Source organism: Rhodoferax sp. GW822-FHT02A01, from assembly GCF_038784515.1.
Lineage (GTDB): Bacteria > Pseudomonadota > Gammaproteobacteria > Burkholderiales > Burkholderiaceae_C > Allorhodoferax.
In genome coordinates this window covers 1,905,996-1,924,804 of record NZ_CP152376.1, presented here as the reverse complement: position 1 = coordinate 1,924,804, position 18,809 = coordinate 1,905,996, and the positions used below count along the sequence as shown (strand labels likewise).

The window sequence follows — 18,809 nt, the reverse complement described above, 5'->3', positions numbered from 1 at the left end:
TATCATGCTGCGGCGCGCCAAACTTTTTACAGCCTTACAGCGCCGCCCCGTTGAGTCCCCGCGTTACAGCGAGGTTACAGAGTGAAGGTTTCTGGGTTCTTACTTGGCATATCCCATGAAAAAGATTTTTATTGACGGCGAAGCCGGCACCACCGGCCTTCAAATTCGTGAGCGGCTGCTGGCTATGGCAGGCATCGAACTGCTCAGCATAGACCCCGCCTTGCGCAAGGACCCGCTGGCCAAGAAAGCCCTGATGGCCCAAGCCGATCTGGTGATCCTGTGCCTGCATGACGACGCCGCCATCGAGTCCGTAGCCATGGTGGATGCCATCGCCCGGGAAACCGGAACCACCGGCCCCAAGGTGATTGATGCCTCTACTGCCCATCGCACGGCGCCAGGCTGGGTCTACGGCTTCCCCGAACTGGCCGCAGGCCAGCGCGATGCCGTGATCGGCGCAACCCGCGTGGCCAATCCAGGCTGCTACGCCACCGGCGCCATTGCGCTGATCCGCCCCCTGGTGGATGCCGGTTTGCTGCCTGCCGACTTCCCCGTCTGCCTGCCATCGGTGAGCGGCTATTCCGGCGGTGGGCGCAGCATGATGGAGGCCTACGAGCAGGGCAAGGCACCGCCGTTTGAGCTGTACGCCCTGGGCCTGAAGCACAAGCACATCCCGGAAATCATGCGCTACACCGGACTGACCCGCAGGCCCCTGTTCGTGCCGTCGGTGGGTAACTTTGACCAAGGCATGCTGGTGCAGTTGCCCTTGCATCTGGACACCTTGCCCGGCAAACCCACTTCTGCGGATTTGCACGCGGCATTGACCAAGCACTATGCGGGCAGTACCTGGGTGACAGTGGAGCCCGTCACCGCCGACCTGAAGCTGGATGCGGTGGCCCTCAAAGACACCAACAAGATGGAGTTGCGGGTGTTTGGCAATGAGGAATTTGGTCACGCCTTGCTGGTTGCCCGTTTGGACAACCTGGGTAAGGGCGCATCGGGTGCTGCGGTGCAGAACTTGCAGTTGATGTTGGGGCTTTAACGCTCTCAGTCGGGTTGTTGGTACGCGCTACGGCCCGTGAGGGCGGCACGTTTTGCTCCGTGTCCCCCGCGCCCTTTGGGCGCTCCTCCTTTACCTGCGCAAAACGCACCGCCCTCACGGGCCTCCGGGTATGGGTGCGCACTGTAATGCAGTGTCTCTAAATAGCACTTCCAACCTATGGCGCTCGCACCTCGAGCCGCTGGAGTGGGGTATGCGTTTTGCGCAGGTAAAGGAGGAGGCCCTTCAGGGCCGGGGGACACGGAGCAAAACGCATACCCCACTCCAGCGGCGGGCTCGCAAGAAAAAGTCAGCAGGCTGCAAAAGGCAATTAGTCTTCATCGCCCCCAGAAACCACCCGCCGAATCGCATCCCCACCAAACCCACGCCCCGCCAAAAACCGCATCTGCTTTGCCCGCTCAGACGCATCGGCAGGCGGTTGACCAAACTTCTTGCGCCAGACTTCGCGCGCGCGCTCCACCTCGCTGGCGCGTAGCGTATCCAGGGCTCTGGCAACTGCTTCGGGCTCCAACCCCTTTGCCTGCAACTCCTGCTTGATACGTTGCGCCCCCAGCTTGGCGGAGCGGCGGTGAATGACGGACTCGAGCACCCGGCCTTCGTTGATGAAATCCTTGGCCTGCAAGGTATCCAGCACCTTGGCCAAGGCGCCGGGCTCTTCTTCATACGGCGCCAGCTTGCGCTCCAGCTCCGCGCGTGAGTGCTCACGCGTGGACAGCAGCCGCAAGGCCCGACCGGTCAGGGAAATCTGTGTGACGGCCATTGCTTCGCGGCAGTCCTGGGTTTACGCAGCCTTGTCTGCTTTATCGGCTTTGTCAGCCTTCTTGCCCTTGACCTTTTCCACCTCGGCCACCGGCAGCAGTGGAATGCCCAGGGACTCGCGAACCTTGTTTTCAATTTCCACCGACAAGTCGGCGTTTTCGCGCAGGAATTCGCGGGCGTTGTCGCGGCCCTGGCCGATTTTTTCGCCCTGGTAGGCATACCAGGCGCCGGATTTTTCCAGGATGCCGGCGTTCACGCCCATATCGATGATTTCGCCATGGCGGCTGATGCCTTCGCCGAACAGGATGTCGAACTCGGCCGTCTTGAAGGGAGGCGCCACCTTGTTCTTGACCACCTTGACCTTGGTCTCGTTGCCGATGGATTCCTCACCCTTCTTGATGGTGCCGGTACGGCGGATGTCCAGGCGCACGGAGGCGTAGAACTTGAGCGCATTGCCGCCGGTGGTGGTTTCGGGCGAGCCGAACATCACGCCGATCTTCATGCGGATCTGGTTGATGAAGATGACCATGCAGTTGGTCTTCTTGATGTGGGCGGTGAGCTTGCGCAGCGCCTGGCTCATCAGACGGGCTTGCAGGCCGGGCAGGGAATCGCCCATTTCGCCTTCGAGTTCGGCCTTGGGGGTCAGTGCCGCCACCGAGTCCACGATGATCAGATCGACCGCGCCGGAACGCACCAGGCTGTCGACGATTTCCAGGGCTTGTTCACCGGTGTCGGGTTGGCTGATCAGCAGGTCCTGCAGGTTCACGCCCAGTTTTTGCGCGTACTGGATGTCCAGTGCGTGCTCGGCATCCACGAAAGCACATTGGCCACCTTGCTTTTGCATTTCGGCCACGACTTGCAGTGTCAGCGTGGTCTTGCCGGAGGATTCCGGGCCGTAGATTTCCACGACGCGGCCACGCGGCAGGCCGCCCACGCCCAGAGCGATATCCAGCCCCAGCGAGCCGGTGGAGACCACCTGGATGTCCTCGATCACCTCGCCCTCACCCAGGCGCATGATGGTGCCTTTGCCGAACTGCTTTTCGATCTGCGCCAGCGCGACTTGCAGCGCCTTGGCTTTTTCGGTGTTGGCGCCATTCGTGTTGTTGGGGTTCTTGACGGGTGCGTCCATGGAAATCTCCTTAAAAATCAATCGGGTTGTGGCTTGCTCAGCATCTGCATTTAATTACAGGCTGGATGCTTGAACAGTAGTTTAACGGGGCTTATTGAAATTGGTAAACACAATATTTAGTCAGTTTGCATTACCATTCGAACCATGATCACAGCACCGCCAGAACCACAACCTTCTTGGCGCAGCACCCATCTGGGCCACTGGTTGCGCCTGGCGCTGGAGCGTTTTGACGCACGGGTCATGGAATGCATGGCGCAACACCCCAGTGTGCCTCTGGGGCTGTCCAATCTGGCAGCACGCGGCCAGGTCAGCGCAGCTCACATCCACATCACCCGCCACCTCCCCCCTGAGGGCGCACGCCTGACCGAGCTGGCACAGGCTGCCGGCATGACCAAACAGGCCATGGCGACCCTGGTCACGCAGTGTGAAGCCTGGGGTATGGTGCGCCGCGAGAACGATCCGGTCGACGCCCGCGCCAAGCGCGTGGTGTTCACAGACACCGGGATGGCCTGGCTTGGCGCCTACCAGGAAGCCGTCGCGCAGGCTGAAAGCGAGATGCGCGCGGCCGTCGGTGACGAAGTCGTTACCGTGATCGCTCTGGGGCTGGAGGCCTACAGCGGACGGTAAATGCGCACGGTGCAGGCCTAGAATGGCGAAAACAAGGAGACGGCCATGCGGATTTTGATTGCGGAAGATGACCAAGTCCTGGCGGACGGTTTGCTGCGGGCCTTGCGCAGCGCAGGTGCCGCGGTGGACCATGTGGCCAATGGTTCGGAGGCCGACGCCGCGCTGATGACCAATACCGAATTCGACTTGCTGATCCTCGACCTGGGCCTGCCCAAGATGCACGGCCTGGAAGTACTCAAGAAGCTGCGCGCACGCGGCTCCTCGTTGCCCGTCCTCATACTCACCGCCGCCGACAGCGTGGAAGAACGCGTCAAAGGTCTGGACTACGGCGCCGACGATTACATGGCCAAACCCTTCAGCCTGCAGGAACTCGAAGCCCGTGTGCGCGCCCTGGTGCGCCGTGGCATGGGGGCATCCAGCAGCAGCATCAAGCACGGTCCGCTGATATACGACCAGGCCGGTCGTGTGGCCACCATCGACGGCAAGATGGTGGAACTGTCTGCCCGCGAGCTGGGTCTGCTGGAAGTGCTGCTGCAGCGCGCCGGACGTCTGGTCAGCAAGGACCAACTGGTGGAGCGACTGTGCGAATGGGGTGAGGAGGTCAGCAACAACGCCATCGAGGTCTACATCCACCGTCTGCGCAAGAAGATCGAAAAGGGGCCGATCCGGATTGCAACCGTGCGCGGACTGGGCTATTGCCTGGAGAAGATTCCGGGGTGAAAATCTTCCAGCGCGAGCAGCGCTCCCTGTTCGGGGAAATCCTGGACTGGATGCTCACGCCATTGCTGCTGCTGTGGCCTATCAGCCTGGTGCTGACCTGGCTGGTGGCGCAAGGCATTGCGGGCAAGCCGTTTGACCGCGCGCTGGAATACAACGTCAGCGCCCTGGCGCAACTCATCACCCTCAAGAACAACCATGCGCAGTTTGTGCTGCCCCTGCCCGCGCGCGAACTGCTGCGCGCCGATGACGCCGACACGGTGTACTACCAGGTGCTGGGACCACAAGGCGAATTCTTGAGTGGCGAAAGAAATCTCCCTCTGCCCGGGGACGATGACAAGAGCACCACCGGCGAAGTACACATGCGCGACGACGAGTACAAGGGCAGCGAGCTCAAAGTGGCCTACATGTGGGTCAAGCTGGACGTCCCCAATAGCAGACCGGCGCTGGTCCAGGTGGCCGAGACCATGGACAAGCGCTCTGTCCTGGCCACGGAGATCGTCAAGGGCGTGATGCTGCCGCAGTTTGTGGTGCTGCCGCTGGCAGTGCTGCTGGTGTGGCTGGCGCTGGTGCAGGCCATCAAGCCGCTCAACCGGCTGGAAGAACGCATTCGCGCGCGCAACCCGGATGACCTGAGTCCGCTGGAGGTCGAGGCGGTCCCCATGGAAGTGGCGCCATTGGTGGCCTCGGTGAATGATCTGCTGATGCGCCTGAAAGAGTCCATCGTCACGCAAAAGCGCTTCCTGGCCGATGCCGCCCACCAGCTCAAGACACCGCTGGCAGGATTGCGCATGCAGGCCGACCTGGCCCAGCGCGAAGGTGCCAGCGCCGAAGACCTCAAGCAGTCCCTGCGCCAGATCGGCCGCTCCAGCATTCGCGCCACCCACACTGTCAACCAGTTGCTGGCCCTGGCACGCGCCGAAAGCAGCAGCACGATATTGGCACACCAGCCCTGTGACGTTGCACGGCTGACCATGGACGTGATCCGCGACTGCGTACCACGCGCCATGGACAAGCACATCGACGTGGGCTATGAGGGCGCGCAACCCGGATCCGATGGCGTCATGGTGATGGGCAACCCGACCCTACTCAAGGAGATGGTGCGCAACCTGGTGGACAACGCGATCAACTACACGCCATCCGGCGCCGACAAACCAGGCGTGATCACCGCGCGGGTGCTGATCGACCCCTTCAGCCGGGTGCAGGTCATTCAGGTGGAGGACTCCGGTCCCGGCATCCCGCTGGCCGAGCGCGAACTGGTGTTCCAGCCTTTCTACCGTGCCCTGGGCAACGAAGCCGATGGCTCCGGCCTGGGTCTGCCCATCGTGCTGGAAATTGCGCGGCAACACCGCGCCGAGGTCACGGTGGAAGACGCCCGCCCGGGCCAGACACCTCCGGGATGCTGCTTTACCGTGCGCTTTCCGGCGGATGCCGGGGTGACGACCTACGGAGAATTAGTTACAGGCGTGTAGCGACTTGCCTGCCAGTGGTCCGCGCAGATCGGTCAGCTTGGCCTTGAGTGCGGCATTGACGGCAGGCAACTTGAGCTGATAGTCCTGCAACGCCTCACGCTCCTGCACCACGCGGGCCGTGTGCAGTCCCCGCGCAGACAGGCGTGCAAGCGCTGCATCGGCATCGGCCTTGGTGTCAAAGCCGCCCAGAGAAAAGCCTGGCTCCAAAGCGGCGTTCTCCAGACTTTCGGTCTTGATACCCATCGCCACGACCTCGGAGCGCTTCTTTGCCAAGGCCTCCGCGCCAGCGTACTTGCCCATGTAGATAATCCAGCGCGCAGCCACATGCTCTTCATCCAGTTGCCAGGAGCCGACGGGCAAAGCGTCCCCCAAGGCCTGGCGCAACACCGTGCTTTGCGCATCATCGAACGGCCCCGCCTGCAGGCATTCCTTGGGCTCACGGTCGGCCTTGACCTGCTCTTCGATGCGCTTGAATTCCTGGGGGCTGATGAGCTTGACGGAATCCGGCTCTATCTGCTGTGCCAGTCGTTGCGGCTCGCGTTGCTGCACAGGGCCGAAACCCAAGGGCAGCAAATATCCGTTGCCCCAGGCGTAATACATCCCGTTGGCAAGAAGCAGAACCAGTGCAAGCAATCGCAACATGTCAGGCCGAAGATCCGTTAGGTGGGTCAGCGGGTGTCTGCGGTCGCACACTGACCTCCGCACTGCTGATTTTCTGAAGTCCGCTGGCAGTATGCACCAGCAGCGCACCGACCGCGTCCACGCCCCGTGCCGTGCCGGTGGTGCCGTCCGTGCAGATCACTTCGCGGCCATACAGCAGGTCGCGACCATGGAACGCCGTGCGCAGCGGAGCAAACCCACTGGCTTCAAACGCCTGCAACGTCCGCACCAGTGGTAACACGACGGCGCCCAACGCTGTCGGCGCATCCACCTGCGGCATAACTTCCGTCAACGCCGCTGGCGCCGTACGCAAACCTTCTGCAGCTCTGGGCAGGATGTTGATGCCGATGCCGATCACCGCATAGCGCACATCGCCAATGCTGGTGGTTTCGATCAAAATGCCCGCCAGCTTGCGCTCCTGCAGCCAGACATCGTTGGGCCATTTGAGCTGCAGCGACGGGTGCAGGCTTTCCACGACGGCTAGCCCCACCGCCAGGGACAGGCCCGACCAGTCGGCAAGCCGCAGCAGCAACCCCAGGGAAAACGTCAGCGTCGCAGCGCCTGCCTGCGTATCGCTATGCCAGTCCCGCCCCAACCGACCGCGCCCAGCGGTCTGGCGCTCGGCCACCAGCAAAATGGGCTCGGTCTGCCCGGCACGGGCGCGGCGCATCAACTCGGTATTGGTGGAGTCGATCTGGGGCAGAACCTCAACCGTGAAGCCCGGCAACAAGGGCTCCACCTGCTCCCAGATGGTTTCAGCGGGCCAGCGTATCGTCATTCAAGACTCCCAAATCAGCGAGCGAAGCCCCTTGCCAGAAATGCCGTGGAACCGGCTCTGCCGGGCCGCCGGCATTGCCCCCTGCAAGGGGGGGGTGGCGCAGCGACACGCAGTGCGCGCAGCCTGGGGGTGTTCAACGCTTCGGTGCAAGCAAGGTTCCGCGGCACTTCTTGGCACCGCACCAGCAGGGGTACTCGGCCTTGAGCTTCTTGGTGTAGCGCTCGTCGATGATCAGGCCGTAGTCGTAGTTCAGCTCTTCACCCGCCTTGATATTACGGCGGGCCTTGATGAACACGCGGCCGTCCTGCTCGTCGGCTTCGCAGTTGGCGTCGCAGGAATGGTTGATCCAGCGCGACGAGTTGCCGCCGTACAGCGCATCGATGACGTGGTCTTCATCGATGTGGAAGTAGAACGTATGGTTGGGGTCCTTGGGATCGTGCGGATGGCGGCGCTGGGCCTCCTTCCAGCTGATGACTTCACCCACATACTCGATGATGGTCTCGCCCTCGGCGATGTCCACCAGGGCAAACACGCCCTTGCCATGCACGCCGGAGCGGCGGGTCTGGATGCGGCGTCCGTCCGATTGCGCCGAGGATTTCACTGGGTTTTTGGCCACGTCAGAAAAATTTGGTATGGTGAATCGTATGGGCGCGCATGTGCGTGCCTGCGTATGTGAGCGCGCCTGCGCGCCCGCGAGAACTGGATTGTAGTCAGATGAAGAATGCCGCCTTGAATAAAACACTGGTCATTGCCGAGAAGCCTTCCGTCGCCCAGGACATCGTACGGGCACTCACCCCGACAGCCGGAAAGTTTGAAAAACACGACGAGTACTTTGAGAGCGACACCTACGTGGTGTCCAGCGCCGTGGGCCACCTGGTGGAGATCCAGGCGCCCGAGGCCTACGACGTCAAACGCGGCAAGTGGAGCTTTGCCAACCTGCCGGTGATCCCGCCGCACTTCGAGCTCAAGCCCGTGGACAAGACCAAGACGCGCCTGAATGCGGTGGTCAAGCTTGCCAAGCGCAAGGACGTGGACAAGATCGTCAACGCCTGTGACGCGGGCCGCGAGGGGGAGCTGATCTTCCGCCTGATCGAGCAATATGCCGGTGGCGCCAAGCCGCTGGGCAAGCCGGTCTCGCGCCTGTGGCTGCAGAGCATGACGCCGCAGGCCATCCGCGAGGGCTTTGAGCACCTGCGCACCAACGCGCAGATGCAGCCGCTGGCCGACGCCGCACGTTGCCGCTCCGAGGCCGATTGGCTGGTGGGCATCAACGGCACGCGCGCCATGACCGCGTTCAACTCGCGCGACGGCGGCTTCTTCCTCACCACCGTGGGCCGGGTGCAGACGCCCACGCTGTCGGTGGTGGTCGAGCGTGAAGAACAGATCCGCAAGTTCATCAGCCGCGACTACTGGGAAATCCACGCCACCTTTGCCGCCCAGGCGGGCGAATACCCGGCCAAGTGGTTCAACCCCCAGTGGAAGAAGAACCCGGACGATGCCGAACTCAAGGCCGACCGCGTCTGGAGCCTGCGCGAGGCGCAGGAGATTGCCGACGCCGTGCGTGGCAAGCCAGCCACCGTCACCGAGGAAAGCAAGCCCACCACGCAGGCCTCGCCCCTGCTGTTTGACCTGACCAGCCTGCAACGTGAGGCCAACGGCAAGTTCGGCTTCAGTGCCAAGACCACTTTGTCGATTGCCCAGAGCCTGTACGAACGCCACAAGGCGCTGACCTACCCGCGTACCGATTCGCGCAATCTGCCCGAAGACTACGTGCCGGTGGTCAAGCAGACCTTTGAAATGCTGGCCGATAGCAGCATGCGCCACCTGGCGCCGCACGCCGCCACCGCACTCAAAGGCAATTACATCAAGCCGACCAAGCGCGTGTTTGACAACGCCAAGGTGTCGGATCACTTTGCCATCATCCCCACGCTGCAGGCGCCCAGCGGCCTGTCGGACGCCGAACAAAAGGTGTACGACCTGGTGGTGCGCCGCTTCATGGCGGTGTTCTTCCCGAGTGCCGAATACCAGGTCACCACCCGCATCACCACGGCAGTGGGACACAGCTTCAAGACCGAGGGCAAGGTGCTGGTCAAGCCGGGCTGGCTGGCCATCTACGGCAAGGAAGCCGCCGAGGAAGTGGCCGATGCCAAGGACGGCGACAAGGGCCAGAACCTGGTGCCTGTGCAACCCAATGAAAAGGTGCATGGCAACCCGGTAGACCCCAAAGGCCTCAAGACCAAGCCGCCCGCACGCTATTCCGAAGCCACGCTGCTGGGCGCCATGGAAGGTGCCGGCAAGACGGTGGAAGACGACGAGCTGCGCGAAGCCATGCAGGAAAAAGGCCTGGGCACGCCTGCCACACGCTCCAGCATCATCGAAGGCCTGATCGCCGAAAAATACATGCTGCGCGAAGGCCGCGAACTCATTCCCACGGCCAAAGCCTTCCAGCTCATGACGCTGCTGCGCGGCCTGGGCGTGGAGGAACTCTCCAAGGCGGAGCTGACCGGCGAATGGGAATACAAGCTCAACCAGATGGAGCACGGCAAGCTGCGCCGCGAGACCTTCATGGCCGAGATTGCTGCCATGACCGAGCGCATGGTCAAAAAAGCCAAGGAATACGACCGCGACACCATCCCGGGCGACTACGCCACCCTGAGCGCGCCCTGCCCCAACTGCGGCGGTATCGTCAAGGAAAACTACCGCCGTTACGCCTGCACCGGTCCCAAGGGAACGGACGACGGCTGCGGCTTCAGTTTTGGCAAGTCACCCGCCGGACGCACCTTCGAACTCGCCGAAGTGGAGCAGTTCCTGCGGGACAAACACATCGGCCCACTCGACGGCTTCCGCTCCAAGGCGGGCTGGCCGTTTGTGGCCGAGATGGTCCTCAAGTTCGATGACGAGACCAAGAACTACAAGCTGGAGTTTGATTTCGGCGACGACAAGGCTGGCGAAGAAACTGGTGAGCTGGTGGACTTCTCCGGCCAGGAATCACTGGGCACCTGCCCCAAGTGTGGCGGCTCGGTGTTCGAGCACGGCAAGAACTATGTATGCAACCGCTCGGTGCCCACGCACGAGCAGCCCACACCCAGCTGCGACTTCAAGAGCGGCCAGATCATTCTGCAGCAGCCCATCGAGCGCGAGCAGATGCAAAAGCTGCTGGCCACCGGCAAGACCGACATGCTGGAGAAGTTCGTCTCCATGCGCACACGCCGCGCCTTCAAGGCCATGCTGGCCTGGGATGCCGAAGCCGGCAAGGTGAACTTCGAATTCGCACCATCCAAGTTCCCGCCGCGCAAGACCGCTGCCGCACGACCTGCCGCCGCGGCCAAGACTGCGGGTGCAGCCGCCAAGAAGGCGCCAGCGAAGAAAGCCGCAGCAAAATCTACAACGGCCAAGCCCAAAGCACCCCGCAAGACCACCGCAGCCTCCGGCATGCAACCCAGCGCCGAGCTGGCCGCAGTCATCGGCAGCGAACCGGTGGCACGCACCCAGGTCATCAAGAAGCTGTGGGACTACATCAAGGCCAACGGCCTGCAGGACGCCAAGGACAAACGCGCCATCAACGCCGACGCCAAGCTGCTGCCGGTGTTTGGCAAGCCCCAGGTGACGATGTTTGAGCTGGCGGGGATTGCGGGCAAGCATCTGAGCTGAACCTACACGCAGGCACCGCCGGATAAAGGGGGCTGATAGCCAATCTGCCTTTCAAACCTGCGGCAGATACTGCTCAAGCAGTTCCTGCACCGCATCAGCCTGCAACACATCGCGACGACGCTTGAGTGGATCGCGGTCTGGTTGTCCGGCAAGCCACCGCTTGAATGCCACAAACGTTGCAGGGTGCACCGTGTTCATGCGAGCCATGGTGCCGTTGGTGGCCACAATGACCGCAGAGAAGCCCGGCGAATCGAGCAGCACATTGGCGCGCCGCGCCTGGGCCACCCAGAAGTCTTCATCCTCATCACTGAGCTTGATGGGGTGTGGATCACCATCCGTCTGCTCCCGCCGGATGATGTCAACCTCAAAACCATCCTTGTTCACTGCTGTATATTTTTGACTCCGGCGCATGCGAAAGCTGGCGTCCACTTTCTTGAGCACGCCCAGCATGGAGCTGTCCACCCGGGCCAGTTGGGTGGAGAAGATGATGCGCTTGCGGGTATCCCACAACAAATCAATATCACGCGTGGCCAAGGTATCTGCGTCCAGCCTGACACCGGCCGCAGCCTCATAGGCGTACAGCGCGTGGGTGCCGACGACACGAAAGTGTTCACTCAGTTGCGTACTCGCCAAACGGTTGAGCAGCGCCACCACCAACGGGTCCACACGGCCCACACGCAGTGCACGGTTCATGCGCTGATGCTGGTCCAGTGCCGCCTTCAGCCCGGTCAGCCGCTCGGCACTGGCCTGCTTTCTCTGCATGAATTTGTCGTAGATAGCTTGCGTCTGCGGTGTGCGTGGCCCCAGACTGGTCTCTGCACCGGCAGGTGTGGTGCGCACCAGATACCTGGACTCTGGCGATGATGCCGGCCCCGCATGCCAGTACATGCCGCCGCGCACCTGGGCCGCTTCGGCGGTAGCCTCAGCCAGTGCATCGAACACGGCGACGGCGTCAATCATCTGGCGGGTAATGGCGGGACTGAGTTCTTGCATTTCGGTATGTTGGAGAATTTTTAAATTTTGTACCGAAAAATTAATATAAACAATAGGTTATTAAAACTAAAATGACCTGCCAACTGCTCGACAACACCCATATGAATCCCGAAGAACGGCCCCACGCAGTCTCCCGCTTGCGCGCCGCGCGCCTGGCACGCAGTGCCAAGCCCTTTATCGCGCGCGGCTCGCGCAAGGAGCGTTGCCCGGGTTGCCGGGTGATGCACAGCCATTGCCTGTGCGCGCTGCGTCCCAGTGTGCCCACGCAAGCTGGCGTGTGCCTGATCATGTGCGACATCGAGCCGCTCAAGCCCAGCAACACCGGCTGGCTGATTGCCGACATGGTGGCGGACACGGCGGCCTTTGGCTGGGCGCGCACCGTGGTGGACCCGGCCCTGCTGGCCATGCTGGCTGATCCGCAGTGGCAGCCCTATGTGGTGTTTCCGGGGGAATATGTGGCGCCCGAGCGGGTGGTGACCGAAGTCGTGCCTGCGGCTGGCAAGCGGCCGCTGTTTGTGTTGCTGGACGCCACCTGGGCCGAGGCGCGCAAGATGTTCCGCAAGAGCCCGTACCTGGACCATCTGCCGGTGCTCAGCCTGCAGCCCGAGCAGCTCTCCAACTACCGATTGCGCCGCTCCAAGCGGGGTGACCATCTGTGCACCTCGGAGGTGGCGGCCCTGTGTCTGGAACTTGCCCAGGAGCAGCACGCGGCAGACACGCTGAGCGCCTATCTGGACGTTTTCACCAACCACTATCTGAATGCCAAAAACAGCGTGCCGGTCGATCTGGAAGACGCTGCACACCTGCGCTTGCGCGACCTGGGCACCGACCAGCGCACAATGCAGCGATGAAAGCTCCCCCCAGACTCCAATCCCTTGTTGACGAAGGCCTGATCGATACCGTGGTGCGCCAGTTGATGAGCGGCAAGGAGGCCATGGTGTATGTGGTGCGCTGCGGCGACGAAACCCGCTGCGCCAAGATCTACAAGGAAGCCACGCAGCGCAGTTTTCGCCAGGCCGTCGACTACACCGAAAACCGCAGGGTCAAGAACTCCCGCTCGGCCCGCGCCATGGCCAAGGGCAGCCGCTTTGGCCGCGAGCAGCAGGAAGCCGCCTGGCAGAGCGCCGAAGTGGACGCGCTCTACCGGCTGGCCGCTGCTGGCGTGCGCGTGCCCCAGCCCTACAACTTTCACGACGGCGTGCTGCTGATGGAGCTGGTGGCCGACGCGCACGGTGATGCTGCCCCACGATTAAACGATGTGGCGTTTACGCCGGAACAGGCCTTAGCCCACCACCAAACGCTGATTGCCGAGGTGGTACGCATGCTGTGCGCGGGCGTGGTGCACGGCGACTTGTCGGAGTTCAACATCCTGCTCGGGCATGTGGCGGGTCCAGAGGGCAGCGACGGCATGGACGTGCCGGTGATCATCGATCTGCCGCAGGCCGTGGACGCGGCGGGCAACAACCACGCGCAGCGCATGCTGATGCGTGACGTGGGCAATCTGCGCGACTTCTTTGGCCGGTTTGCACCGGAGCTATTGCACACCGACTACGGCCCCGAGATCTGGAATCTTTACCGCGCCGGCCTGCTCAGCAATGACACGCCGCTGACCGGCCGCTTTGAACACGCCCATGCCGATGTGGACATGCAGGCGGTGCTGCGCGAGATTGACGACGCGCGGGCCGAAGACGCAGCACGTCGGTTGCGCATGGCGCAGGCCTGAGATTCAATGCTTGTCGACGTGGCTGCTGTTGAGCAGCTTGTCGGTGTAGGCAATGGCAATCGCGCTGAGCAGGAAGGCAATGTGGATCAGCGTCTGCCACAGCAGCACCTTTTCCTCGTAGTTGGCCGCATTGATGAAGGTCTTGAGCAGGTGGATGGAGCTGATGCCGATGATGGCCGTGCCCAGCTTGACCTTCAGCACCGATGCGTTGACGTGGTCCAGCCATTCGGGCTGGTCGGGGTGGCCATCCAGGCCCATGCGGCTCACAAAGGTTTCGTAGCCGCCCACGATCACCATGATCAGCAGGTTGGAGATCATCACCACATCGATCAGCGCCAGCACCACCAGCATGATGATGGTTTCGTTGAGAGAGCTGATTTGTGTGTCTCCGTGGTAGCCGATACTGTTGACCAGCGCCTGCAGAGCGGTCTGGCTGCCAAAGGCCGCTTCCAGCAGATGCACCAGCTCCACCCAGAAGTGGTAGACGTACACGGCCTGCGCCGCAATCAAGCCCAGATACAGCGGCAGCTGCAGCCAGCGGCTGGCAAATATCAGCGCAGGCAGGGGGCGCAACTTGGTTGCAGAACGAGGCGAAGGGTGTTCGGCCATACGGAGACTCGGTTACGGGTTGAATAAAAGAGGGATTGTAAAAATACCGCGTTGCATCTGTGCAAAAGACATTGCGGCACTTAAGCAAACCAGAAGCTGGACCTGCAACAATAACCCAGCCCTTTTGAACATCGATAGAACCACCATGAACTTTGCAGATTTGGACGACACGTCCGAACACGCCACCCACTCTCCCGCAGAGCGCTCGGCTGCGGCCACGCGCAGCACCCATGTCAGCGTGGTAGTGAATCTGGTGCTGTCGATTGCCCAGATTGCGGTCGGCGTAGTCGCCAAGTCGCAGGGTCTGATCGCTGACGGCATCCACTCCTTGTCGGACCTGGTTGCCGACTTCGTGGTGCTGTTCGCCAGCCACCATGCCAAAAAAGATGCGGACGAAGACCATCCGTACGGGCACCAGCGTTTCGAGACGGCCGCATCGTTGGCACTGGGCGTCTTGCTGTTGGCAGTAGGACTCGGCATGGTGTGGTCGGCTTTGCAAAAGCTGGAGTCACCTGCCACCATCCCGACGGCGCATGCCACCGCGCTCTGGGTGGCTCTGGGCGCCATCGCTGCCAAGGAACTGCTGTTTCGCTACATGCTGCGAATCGCCAAAGCGGTGAAGTCCAGCATGCTGGTAGCCAACGCCTGGCACGCCCGCTCGGATGCGGCTTCGTCCCTGGTCGTCAGCATTGGCCTGATCGGCAACCTGATGGGCTACCCCTTGCTGGACCCCATTGCCGCACTCATCGTGGGCTTCATGGTCAGTAAGATGGGCTGGAGCTTTGGCTGGGACGCACTGCACGACCTGATGGACCGCGGCCTGGATGAAGCCGAGGTGCAGGCCATTCGGCAAACGCTGGAATCCACACCGGGCGTGGCTGGCGTGCACGATGTACGTACCCGCAAGATGGGCGACATGGTGGTGGTGGATGCCCACATCGAAGTGGACGCCACACTCACGGTGGAAGCGGGTCACAACATTGCCGTGGCAGCGCGCCAGGCCGTGATGCAGCGCCACCGCGTGCTCAACCTGATGACCCACGTGGACCCGGCACACCGACCCGACAAGGACCACGAGCCCTTTGCCTCGCAACGCTCCTGAGCGGAAGTACCTACGTCCCTGTCGACTCAGCGCAAGGCGATCAGCGCCTGTTTCAATCGCGCTTGCAGCTTGCTCTGGCCGGTAGCCTGCGCAATGCGCAGCGCGCGCTCCCAGCTGTCGCGTGCCAGGGCAGCACTCTGGTTCGCTGCATACAGGCCGCCCAGCAATTCCAGATCTTTCGCCAGAACGGCGGGGTTGGCCTGTAGCCTGTCCAGCGTCAGGGCCTCCAGGGCCTTGGCAAGCGCTGAGCGCACATCGCCCTTGTCGCGCAGCACCACCGCCTGATTGACCAGAACGCCGGGCAACAGCGGGCTGGATGCCGCGCGTGCCTGAGCCTCCTGCGCACCCAGGGCATCGAGCGCGGCAGGCGTATCGCCCTGGGCGTGCCACACCAACGCCAGCCCCATACGGGCCTGCAGCCGCTCGGCGCTGTCGGCGCGCAAGGCCTGTGGCGCCAGTGCCAGGGTGTAGTGTTGCAAGGCCCCTTCACGGTCCCCCAAGCGCCGCATGGTGTCGGCCAGTCCGGCCCAGGCCACACCGCGGCCATGGGCATCGTTCAGCGCCTGCGCCTCTGCCAGGGCCTGGGCATATGCCTGCCGGGACACCTCGTCCTGTTCGGCCAGAGCCGCCACGGCCCCAAGGGCGAACAGCGCCTGCATGCGCAAGGCACGCCGGTCATACAAAGTGGCCACCTGCTCGGCCTGTGCAAAGGCGGCCGTGGCCTGCGGCAGATCACCCGCCGCGAGCTTGTCGTTGCCGTTGCGCACGGCAGATTCATAGCGCTGCACCGCAAGCTCCGGTACCGGGCGACTGACGCAGGCCGAAAGCGCCAAGGCGAGCACCAGCACCAGGGCGTTCATTCTTACGGCGGGGAAGAATGAAAGTGGGCTCATGGCGCACGCGGACTCATCAGGGTGGGTGCCAGGGGCGCGGGGGCCGGGCCTCCGAGCAGGAAGCTGTTGCCCGCAGCACGCAACACCTTGTCTGCCTCTTCGGCAGCGCCTTGTGCGGCATGCAGGCCACTACCGAGTTGCGGCACCAGGGCACGCAAACCACCGGTGATCTCTTCCGCATTGCCGAGCGAACGCTGCAGACTCTCCGCCATCGCCGTGCTTTGCCGGGTGAAGCCACGCACGTCGGTCAACACGGCTTGTGCCTGACCCACCGCGGCCTGACCCGAAGCGGCCACGGCGCGCACATCGGTCAAGGTGCCCTTGAGCGTTTCGGTGGCAGCGCGAACGTTCTGCGCGGCGGCCCGCGCCTCGCTCAGCATCGCATCCAGCGATCCTTGCGGTGCGGTGATGCGTTGCACGCTGGCGCGCGCCAGGTCGGTGACGGCGACCAAGTTGTCCAGCGCATGGTCAACTTTTTCCAGCTTGGCCGGGAGGGTGGCCACGACCTCGTTCACATCGGGCTGCACCAGCAACGCAATCGTGGCCTCGTCTTCCAAACGCGGCTGCGTCGGCGTACCAATGCTGATGTCCACGACCGGGCCACCAATGAGCGGCTTGGCCAGCGTGGCGACGGAGTCGGAGCGCACCAAGTCGTGGTAGCGCAGTTCGATATCCATGGTGATGCGCGCCGTCTTGTCGGGCAGCAGATCGATCCTGTGCACCTTGCCTACCTTGAGCCCGGCCATGGTGACCTTGGCATCGACATCCAGACCATTGACGTTGCGGACCTGGGCATGCAACTGAAATGAGTTGCCCAGCAGCCGATCGGCACTGCGGTAGAAGCGCATGGCCAGCAACAACACCAGCAGGCTGCTGATCACCAGCAGCCCCACGGCCCGCTTGTAGAGGCGATCACGCGAGCGGTGTTTGAGCATCTGCGGGTTCCAGTGTCCAGGAGGTTGGAGGGGCAGCACATTCTAGCCAGCCACCCTGCATATGCGCCCAGTGGGTCGGCGCGCCGCAAGGCGGCACCTGATCACGCGCCACACCATGTGCACCAGCCCCTACCACCAGCGTGCAGCCCTGGCTGACCTGTGCAACCAGTTGTGCGCCAAGGCGGGTGCTGGCATGGGACAGCACACCCCATACCAGTTCACTGTCCACCCACAGCAGCTTGGGTGCAATGATGAGTGCGCGTGCCAATGCCAGCAGCGTGCCCTGCTCGGCCGAGAGCTGGGCGGCCACGCGTTCCAGCCAGATTTCCGGAATCAGGCAGCGCTCGGCAAATTCCAGCACCGCGTCCTGCGCCTGCTCCTCGCTCAACCCCCTGATGACACGCAGCGGCAGCATCAGGTTCTGCAGGCCACTCCAGGCTGGCAGCAAGCCACCGCCGGAGAACACGACGCCGGTGCGCTGGCGCAAGGTCAGTAGTTGGTGGGGCGTGACCTCTTCCAGGTCGCAGCCATCGAGCAGCACCTTGCCGCCGCGCGACGAGATCAGGCCCAGCAAGGTGCGCATCAGGGTCGACTTGCCCGAACCCGTTGCGCCCGTGATCAGCCAGCGCTGGCCCGCACCGATATCCAGATCAAAACCCCGCGCATCCGCAAAGGAAGCCAGGGTCAGGTCCCGTGCCTGCAGCAACGCCGTCATTTGCCCACTACGCCAAACAGCACGGTGATGGCCACGCAGGCAATGAAGGACCGCACAAAGGCCAATGCCAGATTGCGCTGGACGTCGGTGCTGGTGCGTGCACGCAGGCCGTAGTAGCAATGCACCAGGCCGATGGACACGGCATAGGCCACCACCATCAGGGAACTCTGCAGGACCGCCATGGGCTCCAGCTCGTTCAGGCAGGCATCCACAAAATGCTGCGCTCCCACCGCACCCTGTAGGTTGTTGTAGAACGCACCACCGGCAATAGCTGCCAGATTGGCCCACAGGGTGAGTATCTGCAGCGAGATGACCATGCCCACCAGACGCGGCAGGACCAGAAAGCGGTGCGGTTCTATGCCCATGATGAGCAGGCTGTCCACCACGCCCTTGGATTGCATATCACCCAGCTCGGAGGTGATGGCAGTGCCCGAGCGTCCAATCACCACCAGTGCCACCATGAGCGGCACCAGTTGGTGAAACAGCACCACGCGCATGACCGTGGCTTGCAACTCGGCCTCGATCAATCCAAAGGACAGCAGCGGAAGCACACCCAGCACGCCCAGCGCCAGGCCGATGACGTTGGCCAGCCAGAACACCTGCACGGCAGTGAAGTACAACTGTTGGATGAGGCTGCGCCAGAAATAGGGCGAGCGCAACGCCGCAGCGCCCGACAGGGAGTTGGCCAGCAGGTACAGCATGTCTTGCGCCACGCGCACTGCCGACCATGCGGCAGCACCAATGCGCTCGGGAAGCAGGAGCAGACGGTGCATCACACTGTCTGCATTCGCGTCGTCGGTGTCCATCGGTACTGTCACTTGTCACACTCCGTGCATGCCACTGCGTCGGCCCATGGCGCAAGCGTACCAGCTAATGGCGCCCAAGCGGTCCTAGTTGTGCCAGAATCAGCCGGGCATGCAATGCTGACAGCGCTGCCCCGTTAAACCACAACAATCTGAACGCCTAAGCGTTACCAACACCTATCTGCC

19 protein-coding genes are annotated in these 18,809 nt (G+C 62.7%); 8 read left to right on the top strand and 11 right to left on the bottom strand.

The window, feature by feature from the left end:
* Positions 1-115 precede the first annotated feature (115 nt).
* A complete protein-coding gene (gene argC / locus AAGF34_RS09095; protein ID WP_342620295.1) occupies positions 116-1,039 on the top strand; it encodes an N-acetyl-gamma-glutamyl-phosphate reductase in 924 nt (307 codons plus the stop codon).
* Positions 1,040-1,367: 328 nt separating this feature from the next.
* Here the strand turns inward: argC and recX are convergent, their stop codons facing one another.
* Both recX and recA read right to left on the bottom strand, forming a co-directional pair.
* Positions 1,368-1,817 (bottom strand): recombination regulator RecX, encoded by a 450-nt coding sequence (gene recX / locus AAGF34_RS09090; RefSeq protein ID WP_342620294.1) that lies wholly within the window; start codon positions 1,815-1,817, stop codon positions 1,368-1,370.
* A gap of 21 nt (positions 1,818-1,838) precedes the next feature.
* Complete coding sequence (gene recA / locus AAGF34_RS09085; RefSeq protein WP_342620293.1) at positions 1,839-2,945, bottom strand: recombinase RecA; 1,107 nt, start codon at positions 2,943-2,945, stop codon at positions 1,839-1,841.
* A 144-nt stretch (positions 2,946-3,089) separates the two neighbouring features.
* Between recA and AAGF34_RS09080 the strand changes: the two genes are divergently transcribed.
* From AAGF34_RS09080 to AAGF34_RS09070, 3 genes are read left to right on the top strand one after another with little or no spacing between them, the layout of a single operon-like run.
* Positions 3,090-3,572, top strand: a complete 483-nt coding sequence (locus tag AAGF34_RS09080; RefSeq protein ID WP_342620292.1) for a MarR family winged helix-turn-helix transcriptional regulator — start codon at positions 3,090-3,092, stop codon at positions 3,570-3,572.
* A gap of 45 nt (positions 3,573-3,617) precedes the next feature.
* Positions 3,618-4,292: a response regulator transcription factor gene (locus AAGF34_RS09075; RefSeq protein WP_342620291.1), complete on the top strand. Its 675-nt coding sequence runs from the start codon at positions 3,618-3,620 to the stop codon at positions 4,290-4,292.
* A complete protein-coding gene (locus AAGF34_RS09070) occupies positions 4,289-5,761 on the top strand; it encodes a sensor histidine kinase N-terminal domain-containing protein (RefSeq protein WP_342620290.1) in 1,473 nt (490 codons plus the stop codon). Before AAGF34_RS09075 ends, AAGF34_RS09070 begins: the two co-directional genes overlap by 4 nt.
* Here the strand turns inward: AAGF34_RS09070 and AAGF34_RS09065 are convergent.
* From AAGF34_RS09065 to AAGF34_RS09055, 3 genes are all read right to left on the bottom strand, one after another.
* On the bottom strand, positions 5,744-6,403 hold the full coding sequence (locus AAGF34_RS09065) for an SPOR domain-containing protein (RefSeq protein WP_342620289.1): 660 nt from the start codon (positions 6,401-6,403) through the stop codon (positions 5,744-5,746). The two genes, AAGF34_RS09070 and AAGF34_RS09065, sit on opposite strands and share 18 nt — an antisense overlap.
* A 1-nt stretch (position 6,404) precedes the next feature.
* Positions 6,405-7,199 (bottom strand): biotin--[acetyl-CoA-carboxylase] ligase, encoded by a 795-nt coding sequence (locus AAGF34_RS09060; protein WP_342620288.1) that lies wholly within the window; start codon positions 7,197-7,199, stop codon positions 6,405-6,407.
* A 133-nt stretch (positions 7,200-7,332) separates the two neighbouring features.
* Complete coding sequence (locus AAGF34_RS09055; RefSeq protein ID WP_342620287.1) at positions 7,333-7,815, bottom strand: SET domain-containing protein-lysine N-methyltransferase; 483 nt, start codon at positions 7,813-7,815, stop codon at positions 7,333-7,335.
* Positions 7,816-7,913: 98 nt separating this feature from the next.
* Between AAGF34_RS09055 and AAGF34_RS09050 the strand changes: the two genes are divergently transcribed.
* Positions 7,914-10,850, top strand: a complete 2,937-nt coding sequence (locus AAGF34_RS09050; RefSeq protein ID WP_342620286.1) for a DNA topoisomerase III — start codon at positions 7,914-7,916, stop codon at positions 10,848-10,850.
* Positions 10,851-10,901: 51 nt separating this feature from the next.
* Here AAGF34_RS09050 and AAGF34_RS09045 read toward each other — a convergent pair whose 3' ends face one another.
* Entirely contained in the window at positions 10,902-11,843 is a 942-nt protein-coding gene (locus AAGF34_RS09045) for a GSU2403 family nucleotidyltransferase fold protein (protein ID WP_342620285.1), read from the bottom strand.
* Between the two features lie 101 nt (positions 11,844-11,944).
* Between AAGF34_RS09045 and AAGF34_RS09040 the strand changes: the two genes are divergently transcribed.
* Both AAGF34_RS09040 and AAGF34_RS09035 read left to right on the top strand, forming a co-directional pair.
* The gene (locus tag AAGF34_RS09040) at positions 11,945-12,694 is read left to right on the top strand and encodes a tRNA-uridine aminocarboxypropyltransferase (RefSeq protein ID WP_342620284.1); all 750 of its coding nucleotides are present in this window, start codon (positions 11,945-11,947) and stop codon (positions 12,692-12,694) included.
* Complete coding sequence (locus tag AAGF34_RS09035) at positions 12,691-13,566, top strand: PA4780 family RIO1-like protein kinase (RefSeq protein WP_342620283.1); 876 nt, start codon at positions 12,691-12,693, stop codon at positions 13,564-13,566. The genes AAGF34_RS09040 and AAGF34_RS09035 overlap by 4 nt, the downstream gene beginning before the upstream one ends.
* A gap of 3 nt (positions 13,567-13,569) precedes the next feature.
* Here AAGF34_RS09035 and AAGF34_RS09030 read toward each other — a convergent pair whose 3' ends face one another.
* Positions 13,570-14,175 carry a TIGR00645 family protein gene (locus AAGF34_RS09030; protein ID WP_342620282.1) on the bottom strand — a complete coding sequence of 202 codons (606 nt, stop codon included), beginning with the start codon at positions 14,173-14,175 and terminating at the stop codon, positions 13,570-13,572.
* Between the two features lie 145 nt (positions 14,176-14,320).
* Between AAGF34_RS09030 and AAGF34_RS09025 the strand changes: the two genes are divergently transcribed.
* Positions 14,321-15,277 carry a cation diffusion facilitator family transporter gene (locus AAGF34_RS09025; RefSeq protein ID WP_342620281.1) on the top strand — a complete coding sequence of 319 codons (957 nt, stop codon included), beginning with the start codon at positions 14,321-14,323 and terminating at the stop codon, positions 15,275-15,277.
* Positions 15,278-15,303: 26 nt separating this feature from the next.
* On the opposite strand, the gene AAGF34_RS09020 is transcribed toward AAGF34_RS09025, so the two are convergent.
* The 4 genes from AAGF34_RS09020 to AAGF34_RS09005 are packed head-to-tail and all read right to left on the bottom strand — an operon-like array spanning position 15,304 to position 18,638.
* Complete coding sequence (locus AAGF34_RS09020) at positions 15,304-16,170, bottom strand: hypothetical protein (protein ID WP_342620280.1); 867 nt, start codon at positions 16,168-16,170, stop codon at positions 15,304-15,306.
* The gene (locus AAGF34_RS09015) at positions 16,167-17,105 is read right to left on the bottom strand and encodes an MlaD family protein (RefSeq protein ID WP_342620279.1); all 939 of its coding nucleotides are present in this window, start codon (positions 17,103-17,105) and stop codon (positions 16,167-16,169) included. The genes AAGF34_RS09020 and AAGF34_RS09015 overlap by 4 nt, the downstream gene beginning before the upstream one ends.
* Complete coding sequence (locus tag AAGF34_RS09010) at positions 17,083-17,820, bottom strand: ATP-binding cassette domain-containing protein (RefSeq protein WP_342620278.1); 738 nt, start codon at positions 17,818-17,820, stop codon at positions 17,083-17,085. The genes AAGF34_RS09015 and AAGF34_RS09010 overlap by 23 nt, the downstream gene beginning before the upstream one ends.
* Positions 17,817-18,638, bottom strand: a complete 822-nt coding sequence (locus tag AAGF34_RS09005; RefSeq protein WP_342620277.1) for an ABC transporter permease — start codon at positions 18,636-18,638, stop codon at positions 17,817-17,819. The genes AAGF34_RS09010 and AAGF34_RS09005 overlap by 4 nt, the downstream gene beginning before the upstream one ends.
* Positions 18,639-18,809: the final 171 nt, after the last annotated feature.